We start from the raw sequence: 14683 nt of genomic DNA, 5'->3' as shown, positions 1-14683 counted from the left end.
TTTAAGGAGTGATAAAATGATTTCTTTAAATGGAAAAACTGCAATAGTTACTGGCGCAGGAAGAGGCATTGGACGTGCTACTGCTATCGCCTTAGCAAAAGAAGGCGTTCATTTAGGACTAATTGGCTTAAATATGTCTAATCTTGAAAAGGTTGCTTCTGAACTTGCACAATATGATGTAAAGGTTTCTGCTGCAACAGCAGATGTGACCGATCTTGAATCCGTTACACATGCAGTTGAACATATCACATCTGACTTAGGTCCAATCGATATCCTAATCAACAATGCAGGTGTTGCGAAATTTGGTGGCTTCCTTGACCTAACACCTGAAGAATGGGAAAAAATCATCCAAGTTAATTTAATGGGCGTGTATAATGTAACAAGAGCAGTGTTACCAGGTATGATTGAGAGAAAATCAGGTGATATTATCAATATCTCTTCATCTGCTGGCCAAAAAGGTGCTCCTGTTACAAGTGCTTACAGTGCTTCTAAATTCGCTGTTTTAGGGCTAACAGAATCACTTATGCTAGAAGTAAGAAAACATAATGTCCGTGTTACTGCTTTAACACCAAGTACGGTCGTTACAGATTTAGCCATTGATACAAATCTTGTTAAAGGCAATGAAGAAAACGTGATGCACCCAGAAGACCTTGCAGAATTAGTCGTGGCTAGTTTAAAATTCAATCCAAGAGTATTCGTTAAAACAGCTGGATTATGGTCAACAAATCCATCATAAAACGAAGCAGATCCAGTTGGGTCTGCTTCATTAGTTCGTACAAATTACTCTAATGAAACATGGGGACGGTTCCTGCGTATCACTCGAGAACCGAAATACTACTTCAATTAGTGAAATTATCGCTACAAAAAGAGCCTTATCCACGAATGGATAAGGCTCCCATATTATGCAAGAACAATCTTCGCCACACACTCAACATAGGTCGTTTGCGGAAACATAGTATTAAGAAGCACTTTCAGTAATTTAGGGGAAAAACAAAAAGCCCCAACATCATTGGGGCCATCCATCATTTCCTATGCATCTTAAACTCCAAAAACAGCTCATTATAATAACCTAAGTTTGCCTGCCCCAAATTCTCATAAACCTCCAACTTCTCGGTCAGCTCAGCCGAAGGATAAAACCGCTCATCCGTTACCATCTCTTCCGGCATAAACTCAAGCGCTGCTTTGTTCGGCGTCGAGTAGCTTACCCACTCTGTGTTCTGGGCGGCGACTTCAGCATCGAGCATGAAGTTAATGAATTTATGTGCTCCTTCGACGTTCTTGGCTGTCTTCGGAATAACCATATTATCAAACCAGAGGTTAGATCCTTCTTCCGGCACAACGTAATCCAGGTTTTCGTTCTCAGACATAATATCAGCCGCGTCGCCGGACCAGACGAGTCCGATTGGTGCTTCTTCGTTGGCGAGCAGGATTTTGATTTCATCGCCGACGATTGCTTTAATATTTGGAGTGAGACTATCTAATTTCTTCTTAGCTTCTCGCAAATGTTCTTTGTTGGTGTCGTTCAAAGAATAGCCTAGGCTGTTCAGCCCCATTCCCATGACTTCACGGGCACCATCGACTAGCAGGATTTCATTTTTAAGCTCAGGATCCCAGAGATCATCCCAGCTAGTGAATTCCTTCCCGTCCAGCATTTCAGGATTGTAGACAATTCCAACCGTTCCCCAGAAATAAGGAATCGAGTATTTGTTTTCGGGATCGAATGGCAAATCCATGAAGCGCTCGTCGATGTTTTTCAGATTTGGCAGTTTCGAATGATCGATTGGAATCAGCAGGTCTTCTTCGCGCATTTTTTCAATCATGTACTCGGATGGAACAGCGATATCGTAGGATGTTCCGCCCTGCTTGACCTTTGTCATCATCGCTTCGTTGGAATCGAATGTTTCGTACACGACGCTGATGCCGGTTTCTTTTTCAAAGCGTTTGATCAGGTCTGGATCGATGTAATCGCCCCAGTTGTAGATGGTCAAAGTATTGCCGCCTGAGTATCCCTGCGTGTCATTCAATTTCGAAATGGCCACTAATAACAGGACAGAAACAAGTGTGATGGCAATGAATTCGCGCACTAATTGCTTCATTTCTTCACCCCCACTGCGTTCAGCTTCTGGCGCTGAGTGATAAAGTAGTAGACCACGACAAGGATGATCGTGAATAAGAACAACAGTGCCGATAGGGCGTTAATGTTCAATGAAACTCCTCGGCGTGCCAGGGAGTAGATTTCGACTGACAATGTGCTGAAGCCGTTGCCTGTCACGAAGAATGTCACAGCAAAATCGTCCAGTGAGTAGGTCAAAGCCATAAAGAACCCAGCCATGATTCCTGGCGAGATGAACGGCAGAATGACTTTCGTCAGCACATCCCAGCTGCTTGCCCCTAAGTCCCTTGCTGCATCAACTAATGATGAGCTCATTTCCGATAGCTTCGGCAGCACCATCAGCACGACGATCGGCACGCTAAAAGCGATATGGGATAGCAATACCGAATAGAATCCAAGCTTGTAGCCGGAAATCGTGAACAAAATCAGGAACGATGCCCCGATGATGACGTCCGGGCTGACGATCAGCACGTTATTTAATGAAAGCAATGTGTTGCGGGTCGATTGTCTTTTTACCGCATGGATGCCAAGCGCACCAATGACACCGATAATGGTCGCAAACAGCGCGGACAGCAGCGCAACGACAAGTGTATTCAGCACGATGATGAACAAGCGCACATCCGAAAACAATTCCTTGTACCAATCAAGCGTGAAGCTTTCAAAGTTGTACATCGTTCCCCCGCTGTTGAACGAATAAAAAATCAGGAAAAAGATCGGTGCATATAGAATGAAGAAAACGATGAGTAAAAATACATTGGCTAGCTTGGACGTTTTTCTCTCCACCTTACACACCTCTCTTTCGGTTGCCTGTTACTGCCATGATGGCGAACATAATGATAATTAAGAATACTGCAATGGTTGCGCCCATTCCCCAGTCCTGCGTGACGAGGAAATGCTGCTCAATCGCTGTACCGAGCGTGATTACCCGGTTTCCGGCAATCAGACGCGTCAGCATGAACAGTGACAATGCTGGAATGAACGTGACCTGGATGCCTGATTTTACCCCTTCGATTGTCAGCGGAAAAATAACACGGGTAAACGTCGTCCATTTTGACGCACCTAAATCATTAGCGGCATCGATCACGGTCGGATTCATTTCATTCAATGAGTTGAAAATCGGCAAAATCATGAATGGGATAAAGATATAGACCGACACGAAAATAAAGCTGAAATCGGTGAACAGGATTTGCTGCGTGCCAATCCCGATCGCTTCTAATAATTGATTGCTGATGCCATACGTTCCAAATATGCCAAGGAAGGCGTACGCTTTTAACAAAAGGTTGATCCAGGATGGAACGATGATCAGCAAGAGCCAAAGCTGCTTGTGCTTCGTTTTTGTTAAAATATAGGCGGTTGGATAGGCAACCAGGAATGAGAAAAATGTAATCAAAAATGCGTACCAGAACGAGCTCAGGGTCATTTTTAAATAGACCGGCGTGAAGAATTTCTGGTAGTTCACGAGCGAAAATTGGCCGTCGATATTCAGGAATGAATAGTAGACGACGAGCACAATCGGGGCGATGACGAAGAAAACCATCCAGAGCGTATAAGGAAGCGTGTACCATGAACGTGTCAGTCTCGTGTTCATTTCACTTCTCCATCCTCATATGCTTCTAAGCGGGCATCGAATTCCTCTTCCGTTTCGCCGAGGCGCATGACGTGGATCGCCTCTGGGTCAAAATAAAGACCAATCTGGTCACCAACTCCTGCTTTTTTCGTCGAATGGACGAGCCACTCATTGCCTTCCTCGTCATAGCAGCTCAGCTCATAGTGAACGCCGCGGAACAGCTGTGAATCGACTTTTACCTGAAGCTTGCCGTTCTCAACCGTTGTGATTTCAAGATCCTCAGGACGAATGACGATTTCCACCGGCTCATTCGGGTTCAAGCCCTTGTCGACACACTCGAAACGCTTGCCCGTGAATTCTACAAGATGGTCTTTGATCATCGTTCCTTTGACGATATTGGATTCACCGATAAAGTCCGCAACAAAACGGTTGATTGGCTCATCATAAATATCTGTCGGGCTGCCGCTCTGCATGATCTTCCCTTTGTTGATGACGAAAATTTCGTCGGACATTGCAAGAGCTTCCTCCTGATCATGCGTGACGAAAATGAACGTGATGCCAAGACGGCGCTGCAGCTCGCGTAGTTCATACTGCATCTCGGTGCGCAGCTTCAGGTCGAGGGCTGACAAAGGTTCATCAAGCAGGATGACCTCCGGCTCGTTGACAATCGCACGCGCAATCGCAACACGCTGTCGCTGGCCGCCCGACATTTCACGGATTTCCCTAGTTTCATAGCCAGATAGATTGACGAACTGAAGAGCTTCTTTTACCTTCGCCTCGATGTCCGCGTTCTTCATTTTCTTGATGCGCAGACCGAACGCGACATTTTCAAATACATTTAGATGAGGAAACAGAGCGTAATCCTGGAAAACGGTATTCACCTGGCGCTTGTTCGCAGGCAGGTCATTGATTCTTTTATCATTAAAAAGGATGTCACCTGACGTCGCTTCGGTAAAACCGGCTATTAATCTTAGAATCGTAGTTTTACCACAGCCCGAAGGACCCAGCAGTGTATAGAATTTCCCTCGCTCAATCTCAAAGCTGACATCATCCAGCACAGGGTGGTCATTGTCATATTGCTTTGTAACATTTTTAAATTGAATAATCGTAGAGTTATTCATTTCGAACCTCCTTTGTATCTATGCTTTATTACGATAAATAGGTAAATAAATGCAGGATCACAAGGAATAATTATACAGCAGGGGGCAAAAAAAACAATGTTCTACACCTTGAAGCAAAGGGACGCTCCCGGTGGTTTTTTTCGTGAAGCAAAGGGACGTACCCAGTGCTTCACTTTATAGACTTTTAGCTTGGAATTAACGGAAGCAAAAGAAACGTCCCCATGCTTCCCAAACTACTAAAATGGCTGTTAATATATTTGTAAAATAGATATTTGATGGAAGGTGCGCCATATTGAAAAAGCAGGGGATTACATCACTGGGGGAAGCAATAGTAGACTTTATTGCAGCAGATCCATCCAATACACAGTATCAGCGATTATTAGGTGGAGCTACTGTTAATGTGGCAGTGGGAGTCAGGAGACGTGGCATTCCTTCCTATTATTTATGCAAATTGGGGAAGGATGAAACAAGTGGGTTTGTAGCGGAAAGATTAATGAATGAAAATGTGGATCTTTCCTTTTGTTCCTATCATTTAAATAAGAGAATCTGCTCGGTTTATATTCACTTAAATCAGCTAGGCGAACGGTATTTCCATTCGTACGTAAACGAAACTCCTGATGAGTGGATTACCGCGGATGAGCTTGATAAAAAGCCGTTTATGAACAGCAAGATTTTTTATTTTGGGTCCGGCACTCTATTCCACTCCGTCGCCAGAAAAACAACCGACCAGGCTCTTCTTTATGCCAACGAAGCAAATTTAAGAATAGCCTTTGATACGAATATCCGGCTGAAACGGTGGGAAAACGAGAACCAGTGCAGAGAAACAATTTTATCCTATGTTAGAAAATCAGATATCGTAAAAATGGCCGAAGATGAATTGCTATTTTTAACTGAAACAGAAACCCTCGATCAAGGCTTGGAGCAGATAGCGAAACTGGAGATCCCATTCCTTTTTATCACAAAAGGTAAGGACGGAGCGTGCGCCGTTCATCAAAATCTGACGGTCCAGGTTCCCGGAATTCCTGTTAAGACGGTTGATACCACAGGGGCAGGAGACGCTTTTATGGCCACCCTTCTATCCTGCTTCCATGACAAGGGGATCCCTGCAAACGAAGCTCAATTAACGGAATATACCCAATTTGCCAATGAAGCCGGTGCTATATCCGCCACAAAATTTGGATCATTATAGAAGCAAAGCGGAAGCAAAGGGACGTACCCTTTGCTTCTTTTCATTCTTCTTTTGGTCAGCCGATAAGGATTGGCCTAAAAAAAACGAAACGGAAGCACAAGGTACGTCCCCATGCTAATTAGTGATTTTAAAAACTGCCTGTTCAGCGGACAAGAGTGCACCTTCAAGATGTCCCCCATATTGTGAATTAGTCTCTGTACCAGCAAAAATGATTTTCTTTTCCCATATTCCTGCTTTGGGTGGTTGTCCATAACTCGGAAAATCTCTTAGCGGATCCAGGTCTTCCTCAACAGCTGTTTCGGAATCTCTGGACCAATCCTTGTATAGGACAGCCCTTACGTTTCGGGCGGAGGTTCCAAAGAGCCTAACCAATTGATCAATGATCAAATTTGAAATTTCACCCTCCCCCAGTTCTTGCCGCGTTTTCGCTGGCATTCCGAAGAAACCAAATAAGGCACCAGATCCTGTTTCAGGAGAAGCATCATGGATTTCTTGTAAGGGGCCAACCCAGCTCGTTACGAATCCAGAAAGTCCTGATTCCCTCCAAAAGGGACGATCATAAATTGCAACTGCCTTGGCCTGTCCTGCCATCCAAGTAGGTTTGCTTAACAGATCAGTCATAATATTAGGAGGGAGAGAAGGAGAGAATTCAATATGACGCGCAACAATTCGAGGCGGCAATGCTAGGATAACTGCACTGGCCGAAATTATTTTTCTCTTTCCATCAGCAAGGTCTGCTTCAACCGTGACCGCACCGGCTTCATCCAGTCGAATGGCTGTAACTCGCGTTTTTAGCTCAACTATCCCTGAAGGAATCGTATTTGCTACAGCATCAATTAGGGACTGTATACCTCCTATGAGACGAAACGATTTTTCAACAGAATTTTCTGGTATTACATAACGCTCGGGTGCTTCATTTTCGGATCGTTCTGAAAGCATTGCCCCTTTGTTGTACTGAACGAAAGTTCCTAAATTCAATTCTTTAACAAGTTTAGTAATAGCCCTCTCATACTGTGGCCAGAACCATGTCGGCCCAAGATCAAATTTGCCAAGGTCAGGTCTGTCTGGCTCGGAAGTACTCAAGACCCTACCGCCAATCCTATCTCTAGCTTCTAGAACCATACATTTAATACCCTGTGCACTAAGTAGAGACGCAGCCCGAAGGCCACTCAAACCAGCACCAACAATGACTACAGGATTGTCCATTTTCTTTCCTCCTTCGAGCCGAAGCAAAGGGACGTACCCTTTGCTTCTCTTAATAATATATAAGGTTTAATTGAAAAAACAAGATACGTCCCCGTGCTCCATTCTCCCTGACGTTAACTAAAGGAACACCCACTTCAATTGTAATGGAACTCATCATCACAAAACAGCAATTGCGCATGAATGGCGATTATGCCTGAAAAGACTAACAACAACCTTTCCTTGAAGATTACCTTTTCATGCAGAAACTCATCCAAAAACTCATTGTCTACCTTCCAATAAAAAGGTTATGATATTGATAATTTACTGGTTCAACATAATCGATACGAAACGGAGAATCATATGGATATTAATATTGATGACCTGACAAAACCTGAAGTCATTTCCCTCATTAACGAACACCTGCATGGAATGACGCTCCACTCACCCCCGGAGAGCATTCATGCCCTCGGTCTCGAGAAGCTGAAAAGACCCGAAATTACTTTCTGGACAGCATGGAACGGAGAACAGCTGATGGGTTGCGGTGCCTTGAAGGAGCTTGACCGTCACCATGGAGAACTCAAATCCATGAGGACGGCCTCTGCCCACCTCCGAAAAGGCGTCGCACAAAGAATGCTCGAACACATCATCAAAGAAGCCGAGCGGCGCGGCTATACGAGACTTAGCCTCGAAACTGGCTCAATGGAGGCATTCACACCCGCAAGGAAGCTCTATGAAAAATACGGCTTCCACTACTGCCCTCCTTTTGGCGACTATGCAGAAGACCCAAATAGTCTTTTCATGACCAAAGAATTATAAAACATAAACATGGGGACGGTTCTCACGTTCATGATTCTTCTCTAAAAATTAAACACCAGAACCTCATGTACACTTCATAACCTAGCTATATTTGGAGACGCTAGTTCTGAGGTGGCTTTCATGTTTTTAAAAACCTTATTTGCTATGAACTTAGCAATGAATCTTCCTATTAAAGACCAACAGGAGTATATTCCTCCGTCGCCTAAAATCGAAAAATTTTATACGAGCATTATCGAAATGGACAATTGGGTTTCTGTCCCCCAAGGTACAGACGAGATTACCATATATGTTGAAGCAAAGAACACAGAAACGGTCTTATTTTGGATCATTCCAACCGGGACTCAACAATGGAATGAAAGAAAGCTTATTGGCTATGACATTAAAGATGATGGGGATGACTATTTCTCATTAACCTGGAAGATTCCAGGGCATTTACAAGATCATCTAGAGGTGCAAGCATTAGGAGAAAATGAAGTAACAGGCTCATCTTTGAACATAACTTCAATTCCATAGCAAGGGACGTACCCTTTGCTTCTTTCTCCTGGATTCATACTGGTCAGGATTTAAAGCATTGAACTCACATGAAAATTTAGAGTAAAAGGAAAACAAATCGTTCAACCCAAATGGAAGCATCGGATACGTCCCCGTGCTTCCGTCCCCAACAAAACCCCTGAATGTCTTTCTAAAGAAAGGAAATAATATCACTATTCTTTTTGATAATTTGGGGGAAACACATGGATATTATGTCTGGTACGTATTATTGGCCTGCAACATTCCCTTCTCCTCCCTCCTATCCCCATTTAGAGGGGGATCTTGACTGTGATGTTTTGATTGTTGGAGGAGGCAGTTCAGCTGCGCAATGTGCTTATTATCTTGCGGACTGTGGCTTAAAAGTGGCTGTCATCGAGAAAGGGAAGATTGGGAGCGGCAGCACGAGTACGAATACAGCACTCATTCAGTATTCTGGGGAGAAAATGTTCACAAACCTGATCAACTCCTTTGGCAAAGAGTATATTTCAAGGCATTTACAGCTGCTGCAGGAAGCGATCAATGAAATAGAAGCAGCATCCAAGGCGGCTGCCATACCTAGTGAATTTTCCAGAAGAGATTCGCTTTATTCTGCAAGCTGCAGTGAGGATATCGATAAGCTAAAAAAAGAATATGACTATTTAAAGCAGCAAGGCTTGAACGTGGATTTTCTACTAAAAGAAGAGATTGAGGAGAAATATCCCTTCAGCAGGGATGCGGCTATCTATTCCTATGATGACGCCGAGCTGAACCCTTTCAAGTTTACTCATGCGTTAATGGACCATGCAGCAAGCAAGGGGATCCAGGTGTTTGAAAACACCGAAATGAATGGTCATCATTATGATTCACAAACAAAACGAATGATTGTTTCTACTAAAGGGGACCACTCCATCTCTGCAGGCCGGGTTATTTTTGCCGCCGGCTATGAGGGAATAGACATCAGAAAGGAAAAGCTCGTTTCTTTTGTCAGTACGTATACCATAACGTCAAAGCCTGTGGACGACCTATCATCCTGGTACAATCGCACGCTTTTATGGGAAACTGCCAGACCCTATTTATATTTACGGACAACTGCTGATAACCGCATCATTATTGGCGGACTGGACGACAATACCAATTATCCCGAAGACCGGGACAGTAAACTGATTCACAAGAGAAATAAGCTGGTCGAAGAGTTTAACAAGATGTTCCCTTCTATCAAATTTGAACCGGAGTATGCTTTAGCCGCTTTTTACGGTGGGACGACGGACGGCCTTCCGATCATTGGGATTTATGACGAATATCCGAACAGCTATTTCCTCTTGGCGTTTGGCGACAACGGCACTGTATACAGCCAAATGCTGGCGAAAATCATTGCGGAGGATATAATAAAAGGTAACAGCCCGGATCTGGAGCTATATTTACAGGACAGGCCACTTGCGGAAAAGAAATAGCGATAAGAGCGCCTAAAAAACCACTCGTGAGGATCACGAGTGGTTTTGTTTTCCCTGTTGAAAGCCTCTTTTACGACAAAACCCTCATGACGAAGGGATCGCCAAATGTACCGCTGCTGCACGCAGTACCTAAAGTCTTCAACCTCTTACCGCTTCTTTTTCTTGGTAACTTCAACAGAAAGCTATCGCCCAATAAATAATGGAAGCTTAAGGTACGTCCCCATGCTTCTATAAAGAAAATGGAAGCATAAGGTACGTCCCCATCTTAATTCTGTAAAAAATAATAATCCATCGTAGACGTTTCTTCAAAGCCGCAGGACTTGTAGAGATTGAGGGCATTTTCGTTTTCTGCCGCCACCTGGAGCATGATGTCCTTTGCGTTTGCTTCCTTTAGCTTTTCAATCGCCATTAGAAGTAGAGATCTTCCATATCCTTTGCGGCGGTGCTCCGGCAAGACGCCGAGACCGAAAATGGCACCAAGCTTGGATGTCAGCTGCAGGTTCACTTTCCCGATGATTTCTCCGTCTTTTTCAACAAGATAACACGTCATCCCCCGCTTTTCTTCCTCTTCAGGCATGATCATGTCCTCAGGTTTTACCTCTTCTTCTCGCTCATCGTTAAAATAAATCGCGTTCTGGCGCGCAATTTCCTTTGCGTCCGCATTGGTCGCTTTTCGAAACGAGAGGCCTGGCTGCTGCTGGCTCGCCTCCCCTTTCAGAAACATTTCATATTCCGAATGGTTATACCGTGCACCTGTTGCAGCGATGAATTTCTGTCCTGAATCCGACAGGCGGTCGCTTAATAACAGCATCCCTTTTGTTTCTACTCGTTTAGCTTCTGCCAGGACGAGCTCAAAAAGCTTTGTAAAAACGCCCTGCCCCCTGTATTCCGGATCGACCATGCCATTCACTTCCCAAGGGCCGCCAAAGCTGCAAATCCCTATGTAGCCAATCAGCCGCTCTCCATCAAAATACATGAATTCATTAATACTTTGCACACCGCTCCGTGCACCAGCAACACCAAGCTTATAATCCAGTTCCACTTTTAGCGCGGTCTTATCATGTTCCAAACACCGCTCCTGAAGCTGCTGAATCAACTCATAATCCTCAGAATCAATATTCTGTTTAAGCTTTATCCAAGCCTTCTCAATCCTCTTCATAACCCACACCCCCATCCTATTCTAATTCGATTCAGATAACCAAAACTCCTCCAGGAACATGGGGACGGTTCTCGCGTTACCTTTGCTTCTTTTAATGAGTTTTGTTCAGCGTAAAAGTATGGATGTATTAGTAAATGGAAGCATAAGATATGTCCCCACGCCCATAAAAAAACAGCTGCCGAGATTTCTCGGCAGCCGTCTATATAAAAGGGGAATTTAACTTTGGTTATGCAGCTTTATGCGCCAGTTCCCCTGCTCGTTTGAAAACATTTTTACGAAGGAATGGCACTACCCAACGGTCTAAGCCATAGCGGCCAGCGTTGTAGCCAGCAAACAGGATGATGAATCCTAAGAAGATGTCAGTTGGGTTGTGAGATACAGTTCCGGCAAGGAAGAAACTGAAGTTCATCACTAAGCCGAAGAACATGGCGGCAGTTGTTAAGCAGCCAAGGATCAAGCCAAGGCCAATCAGAAATTCGCCTACTGGAACAATGAAGTTGAAAAGATCAATGTTTGGCAAAGCAAAGTTTTCAAGGAAAGATACGTACCAGCTATACACCATGTTACCGTCTGGACCTTTCACCGGATTGGCCACCGCATTTTTCAAAAATCCAGTAGCGTCGAATCCACCGCCGGTCAGCTTGCCCCATCCAGCGTGCATCCAGTTATATCCAAGCCAAACTCTTAATACAGTCAATAGGCCAGCAGCAATATTGTTTTCCCTTAACCATTTTGCAACCATGATTTTCACTCTCCAAAAATGATTTATTATTATTACACTTATAATTTAACAAATTTATCTTGATAATAGGGGTTTTTGTGAATGATTTCACAATTCTGTTGAAATGTTTTGAACGAATTATGACAGAGGCCATTTTGTGTAAAAAAATCAACACAGTCGCTTTTCATGCGGGTGAAATTAGGGAAATAAACATTTAAAGAATGGAGGGTGATCATGGATAAGACGAAAAAGAAACTGTTGCTGGCATCAATGATTTCAGCCGGAGCAGCTGTACTTACAGCCACTTATCGAAAGCTTCAGAAAGAAACGATTAAATACATTGAGATTACAGATAAAAAGAACAGCAAGATGGACCAGGATAAATAAAACCAAAGCTCGCTTTTCACGGCGAGCTTTTTAATTTTGGAACAAGAGAACCGTCCCCATGTTCCTTATCGTCCATCTCGATAAATTCCTCATGCTTGAACACAATGGATACGACTGTTCGTCCATCCTCTGTGTAACCGAATAGAGTTATTACTACTTCTTCTCCATCTTCTTCTATATCGCCTTCTACCGTTCCTTTTTACATAAGTTCCCAAAACAAGTTAAAAGGATTTTAGGGCAGCAGCAGAGAAAAGAGTTATGATTCCTATTTTTAAAGGAGAATGCAAATGCCTTTCATTAGACATGAGCAATATATACAAGCTCCGATCGACTTGTGCTTCGACCTTGCTAGAAATGTAGAGATGCATACGAAAACGACTTCACACACAAAGGAAAAAGCTGTGGGCGGAGTGACCACGGGGCTTTTAGAAGCAGGCGAACTGGCAGCTTATTGATGGCAGCTGGGTGATTGTCAGGGAAACAGAAGAATCAATCAAATAGACATGGAAGCAAAAGAAACGTCCCTCTGCTTCAAGAAAGGAGCAAATATGTACGAGCTGAAAACGAAGGAAAATGACTGTAGTGTGCTTGAGTTCATTGAGATGCTCGATCATCCGAAAAAGCGGGAGGATGCCTATAAATTATTGGATATTTTTACGGAAACGACAGGCTATAAAGCGAAAATGTGGGGTCCGAGCATTATTGGATTTGGATCCTATCATTATAAGTATGAATCCGGTCACGAAGGTGATGCTCCTCTGGCTGCCTTCTCCCCTCGCAAGGCCAAGATCAGTCTGTATTTTGCAACTGGTGACACGAAACGAGAAGAGCTTCTAAAGAATTTTGGCAAACATACCACCGGAAAAGCATGCGTGTACATAAATAAGATAGCCGACATTGATACCGAAGTGTTAAAAGCTTTAATTAACCAATCCGTTGCATTTTTAAAAGAAACCTACCCAAATGAATGAATCGGCAGAACACAGGGCAGAACACAGGGACGGTTCTCGTGTTCCAGAAAGGAACGCAAGAACCGTCCCCATGTTCTTCAAGTGAATGAATTGGAGGATTAATCTATGGAACCTATTACAACACCTGACCTTTCTGCAAGGCCAAATAATTTGCAGGTTGAACGTTTAATGGAAAACGCGCCTGATGTGCTTTATAGAGCGTGGACAGAGAATTTCGATCAATGGTTCGCAGCTCCTGGGACGCTGATCATGAAACCGGAGGTCAACTCTGCCTTTTTCTTTGAAACCGTCTTTAAACCCGATGGGCAAAGTGAAGCTCAGCGCCACCCTCATTATGGCAGGTTCCTTCGCTTAGTCCCAGATCAGCTGATTGAGCTTACATGGTTAACGGGTGCTGGCGGCACAAAGGGTGCAGAAACTGTCCTCACTATTAAGCTGGAACCTCGCCATACCGGTACACTTTTGAACCTTAGCCATAAGGGCTTTCCAGATGAAGAGTCGAAAAATGGGCATGAAGAAGCCTGGAAGATGATCCTTGAGCTTCTTGATCGGAAGATGATGGAGAATAGGTAAAAGATTGTATTTATACTACCGGAGAAAGATTCTAAAAACAGGGCTATCATGGAGATTGCCCTGTTTTTATTGTGTTAACGGAACAGAAAACTTCATGAAGGATATCGCTCCCTTTTTGTGGAAGTTAATTAGGAAGTCTATTAAGTAATACATTTAGGGCGGTGTTTATTATTAAGCCATCTATATTAATCCTTGGAACTGACCATTTTTCCGAACAAAATAACAGTGATTTATTTATGACTGAAAAAGAGGATATGTTATCGAAAACAAGGCAAAACGAAATTAGCGAGGTCATCACCTGTTTGAAAAAATACGAACACACAAAGGTTGCATTAGAAGTATTACCAGAGAAAGAAGAGGCATTGAATGAGAACTTTTTTTCTTATATAAATGGTGATTATTCATTACCCCTTAATGAGGTCCATCAAATAGGATTCCGTTTAGCAAAGGAATGCAACCTTAAACATGTTTATGCAGTGGATTGGAATAAAAGCCAAGAAGACTTTAACGATATAACAGATTTAGGTGAATGGGCAGACACAGACGAGTTCAAAGCTTTTACAAAGACCGGGCAGGAATTAATATTTCAATCAAATACATTCTTACAAAATCATTCGGTAAGAGAATTCTTACTTTGGCTTAATGACACACAAAATGTATTAAAAGGACAAGAAATGTATTTGAAACTGGCTCTAGTAGGTAGTAAAAGCAACCCAGCTGGAGCAATGTGGACTGCAAAGTATTGGTATTACCGTAATATGCTAATTTATAAAAACTTGGTAAGTTTAATTGATTCAAATAAAGAACGAATTTTTGTTTTATATGGTGCTGGACATCTCCATTTACTTTTACAATTTTTAAAAGAGAGTGGACTTTTTGATGTGAAAGTTGCCAGTGATTTTTTAGGTTAGCATCTTTCG

General features: G+C 43.2%; 17 protein-coding genes. 10 read left to right on the top strand and 7 right to left on the bottom strand.

The features are described 5' to 3' along the window. Window positions 1-16: 16 nt before the first annotated feature. Window positions 17-736 carry a 3-ketoacyl-ACP reductase gene (locus AABM38_RS02495; protein ID WP_423408983.1) on the top strand — a complete coding sequence of 240 codons (720 nt, stop codon included), beginning with the start codon at window positions 17-19 and terminating at the stop codon, window positions 734-736. Window positions 737-1022: 286 nt separating this feature from the next. On the opposite strand, the gene AABM38_RS02490 is transcribed toward AABM38_RS02495, so the two are convergent. The 4 genes from AABM38_RS02490 to AABM38_RS02475 are packed head-to-tail and all read right to left on the bottom strand — an operon-like array spanning window position 1023 to window position 4801. Beyond that, window positions 1023-2096 carry an ABC transporter substrate-binding protein gene (locus AABM38_RS02490; protein WP_423408982.1) on the bottom strand — a complete coding sequence of 358 codons (1074 nt, stop codon included), beginning with the start codon at window positions 2094-2096 and terminating at the stop codon, window positions 1023-1025. Further along, complete coding sequence (locus AABM38_RS02485) at window positions 2093-2896, bottom strand: ABC transporter permease (protein ID WP_423408981.1); 804 nt, start codon at window positions 2894-2896, stop codon at window positions 2093-2095. Before AABM38_RS02485 ends, AABM38_RS02490 begins: the two co-directional genes overlap by 4 nt. A 1-nt stretch (window position 2897) precedes the next feature. Next, complete coding sequence (locus AABM38_RS02480) at window positions 2898-3701, bottom strand: ABC transporter permease (protein WP_423408980.1); 804 nt, start codon at window positions 3699-3701, stop codon at window positions 2898-2900. Next, window positions 3698-4801, bottom strand: a complete 1104-nt coding sequence (locus tag AABM38_RS02475; RefSeq protein ID WP_423408979.1) for an ABC transporter ATP-binding protein — start codon at window positions 4799-4801, stop codon at window positions 3698-3700. The genes AABM38_RS02480 and AABM38_RS02475 overlap by 4 nt, the downstream gene beginning before the upstream one ends. Before the next feature lie 292 nt (window positions 4802-5093). Here AABM38_RS02475 and AABM38_RS02470 point away from each other — a divergent pair, with 292 nt between their 5' ends. Then, complete coding sequence (locus AABM38_RS02470) at window positions 5094-5990, top strand: carbohydrate kinase family protein (RefSeq protein ID WP_423408978.1); 897 nt, start codon at window positions 5094-5096, stop codon at window positions 5988-5990. Window positions 5991-6104: 114 nt separating this feature from the next. On the opposite strand, the gene AABM38_RS02465 is transcribed toward AABM38_RS02470, so the two are convergent. Beyond that, entirely contained in the window at window positions 6105-7196 is a 1092-nt protein-coding gene (locus AABM38_RS02465) for a flavin monoamine oxidase family protein (protein WP_423408977.1), read from the bottom strand. 339 nt (window positions 7197-7535) lie between these two features. Between AABM38_RS02465 and AABM38_RS02460 the strand changes: the two genes are divergently transcribed. The 3 genes from AABM38_RS02460 to AABM38_RS02450 all read left to right on the top strand — a co-directional run bounded on the left by AABM38_RS02460 (window position 7536) and on the right by AABM38_RS02450 (window position 9952). Beyond that, window positions 7536-7991 carry a GNAT family N-acetyltransferase gene (locus tag AABM38_RS02460; protein WP_423408976.1) on the top strand — a complete coding sequence of 152 codons (456 nt, stop codon included), beginning with the start codon at window positions 7536-7538 and terminating at the stop codon, window positions 7989-7991. 120 nt (window positions 7992-8111) lie between these two features. Further along, complete coding sequence (locus AABM38_RS02455; protein ID WP_423408975.1) at window positions 8112-8504, top strand: hypothetical protein; 393 nt, start codon at window positions 8112-8114, stop codon at window positions 8502-8504. Between the two features lie 221 nt (window positions 8505-8725). Continuing rightward, window positions 8726-9952 (top strand): NAD(P)/FAD-dependent oxidoreductase, encoded by a 1227-nt coding sequence (locus AABM38_RS02450; RefSeq protein WP_423408974.1) that lies wholly within the window; start codon window positions 8726-8728, stop codon window positions 9950-9952. Between the two features lie 265 nt (window positions 9953-10217). Here the strand turns inward: AABM38_RS02450 and AABM38_RS02445 are convergent, their stop codons facing one another. Beyond that, complete coding sequence (locus AABM38_RS02445) at window positions 10218-11111, bottom strand: GNAT family N-acetyltransferase (RefSeq protein WP_423408973.1); 894 nt, start codon at window positions 11109-11111, stop codon at window positions 10218-10220. 226 nt (window positions 11112-11337) lie between these two features. Further along, complete coding sequence (locus AABM38_RS02440; protein WP_335376909.1) at window positions 11338-11853, bottom strand: DoxX family protein; 516 nt, start codon at window positions 11851-11853, stop codon at window positions 11338-11340. Window positions 11854-12066: 213 nt separating this feature from the next. On the opposite strand from AABM38_RS02440, the gene AABM38_RS02435 reads away from it, so the two are divergent. The 5 genes from AABM38_RS02435 (at window position 12067) to AABM38_RS02415 (ending at window position 14674) form a co-directional block, all read left to right on the top strand. Then, complete coding sequence (locus AABM38_RS02435) at window positions 12067-12219, top strand: hypothetical protein (protein WP_423408972.1); 153 nt, start codon at window positions 12067-12069, stop codon at window positions 12217-12219. Window positions 12220-12506: 287 nt separating this feature from the next. After that, entirely contained in the window at window positions 12507-12674 is a 168-nt protein-coding gene (locus AABM38_RS02430) for a hypothetical protein (RefSeq protein WP_423408971.1), read from the top strand. 93 nt (window positions 12675-12767) lie between these two features. After that, window positions 12768-13190: a DUF1801 domain-containing protein gene (locus AABM38_RS02425; RefSeq protein WP_423408970.1), complete on the top strand. Its 423-nt coding sequence runs from the start codon at window positions 12768-12770 to the stop codon at window positions 13188-13190. Between the two features lie 105 nt (window positions 13191-13295). After that, window positions 13296-13763: an SRPBCC family protein gene (locus AABM38_RS02420; RefSeq protein ID WP_423408969.1), complete on the top strand. Its 468-nt coding sequence runs from the start codon at window positions 13296-13298 to the stop codon at window positions 13761-13763. A gap of 236 nt (window positions 13764-13999) precedes the next feature. Continuing rightward, window positions 14000-14674, top strand: a complete 675-nt coding sequence (locus AABM38_RS02415) for a DUF5694 domain-containing protein (protein WP_423408968.1) — start codon at window positions 14000-14002, stop codon at window positions 14672-14674. Window positions 14675-14683: the final 9 nt, after the last annotated feature.

Origin of the sequence: Heyndrickxia sp. MSNUG, assembly GCF_049532715.1 — a bacterium.
Classification (GTDB): Bacteria; Bacillota; Bacilli; order Bacillales; family Cytobacillaceae; genus Mesobacillus.
The sequence above is the reverse complement of the archived record's forward strand: the minus strand, read 5'-3'. Positions and strand labels throughout refer to the sequence as shown.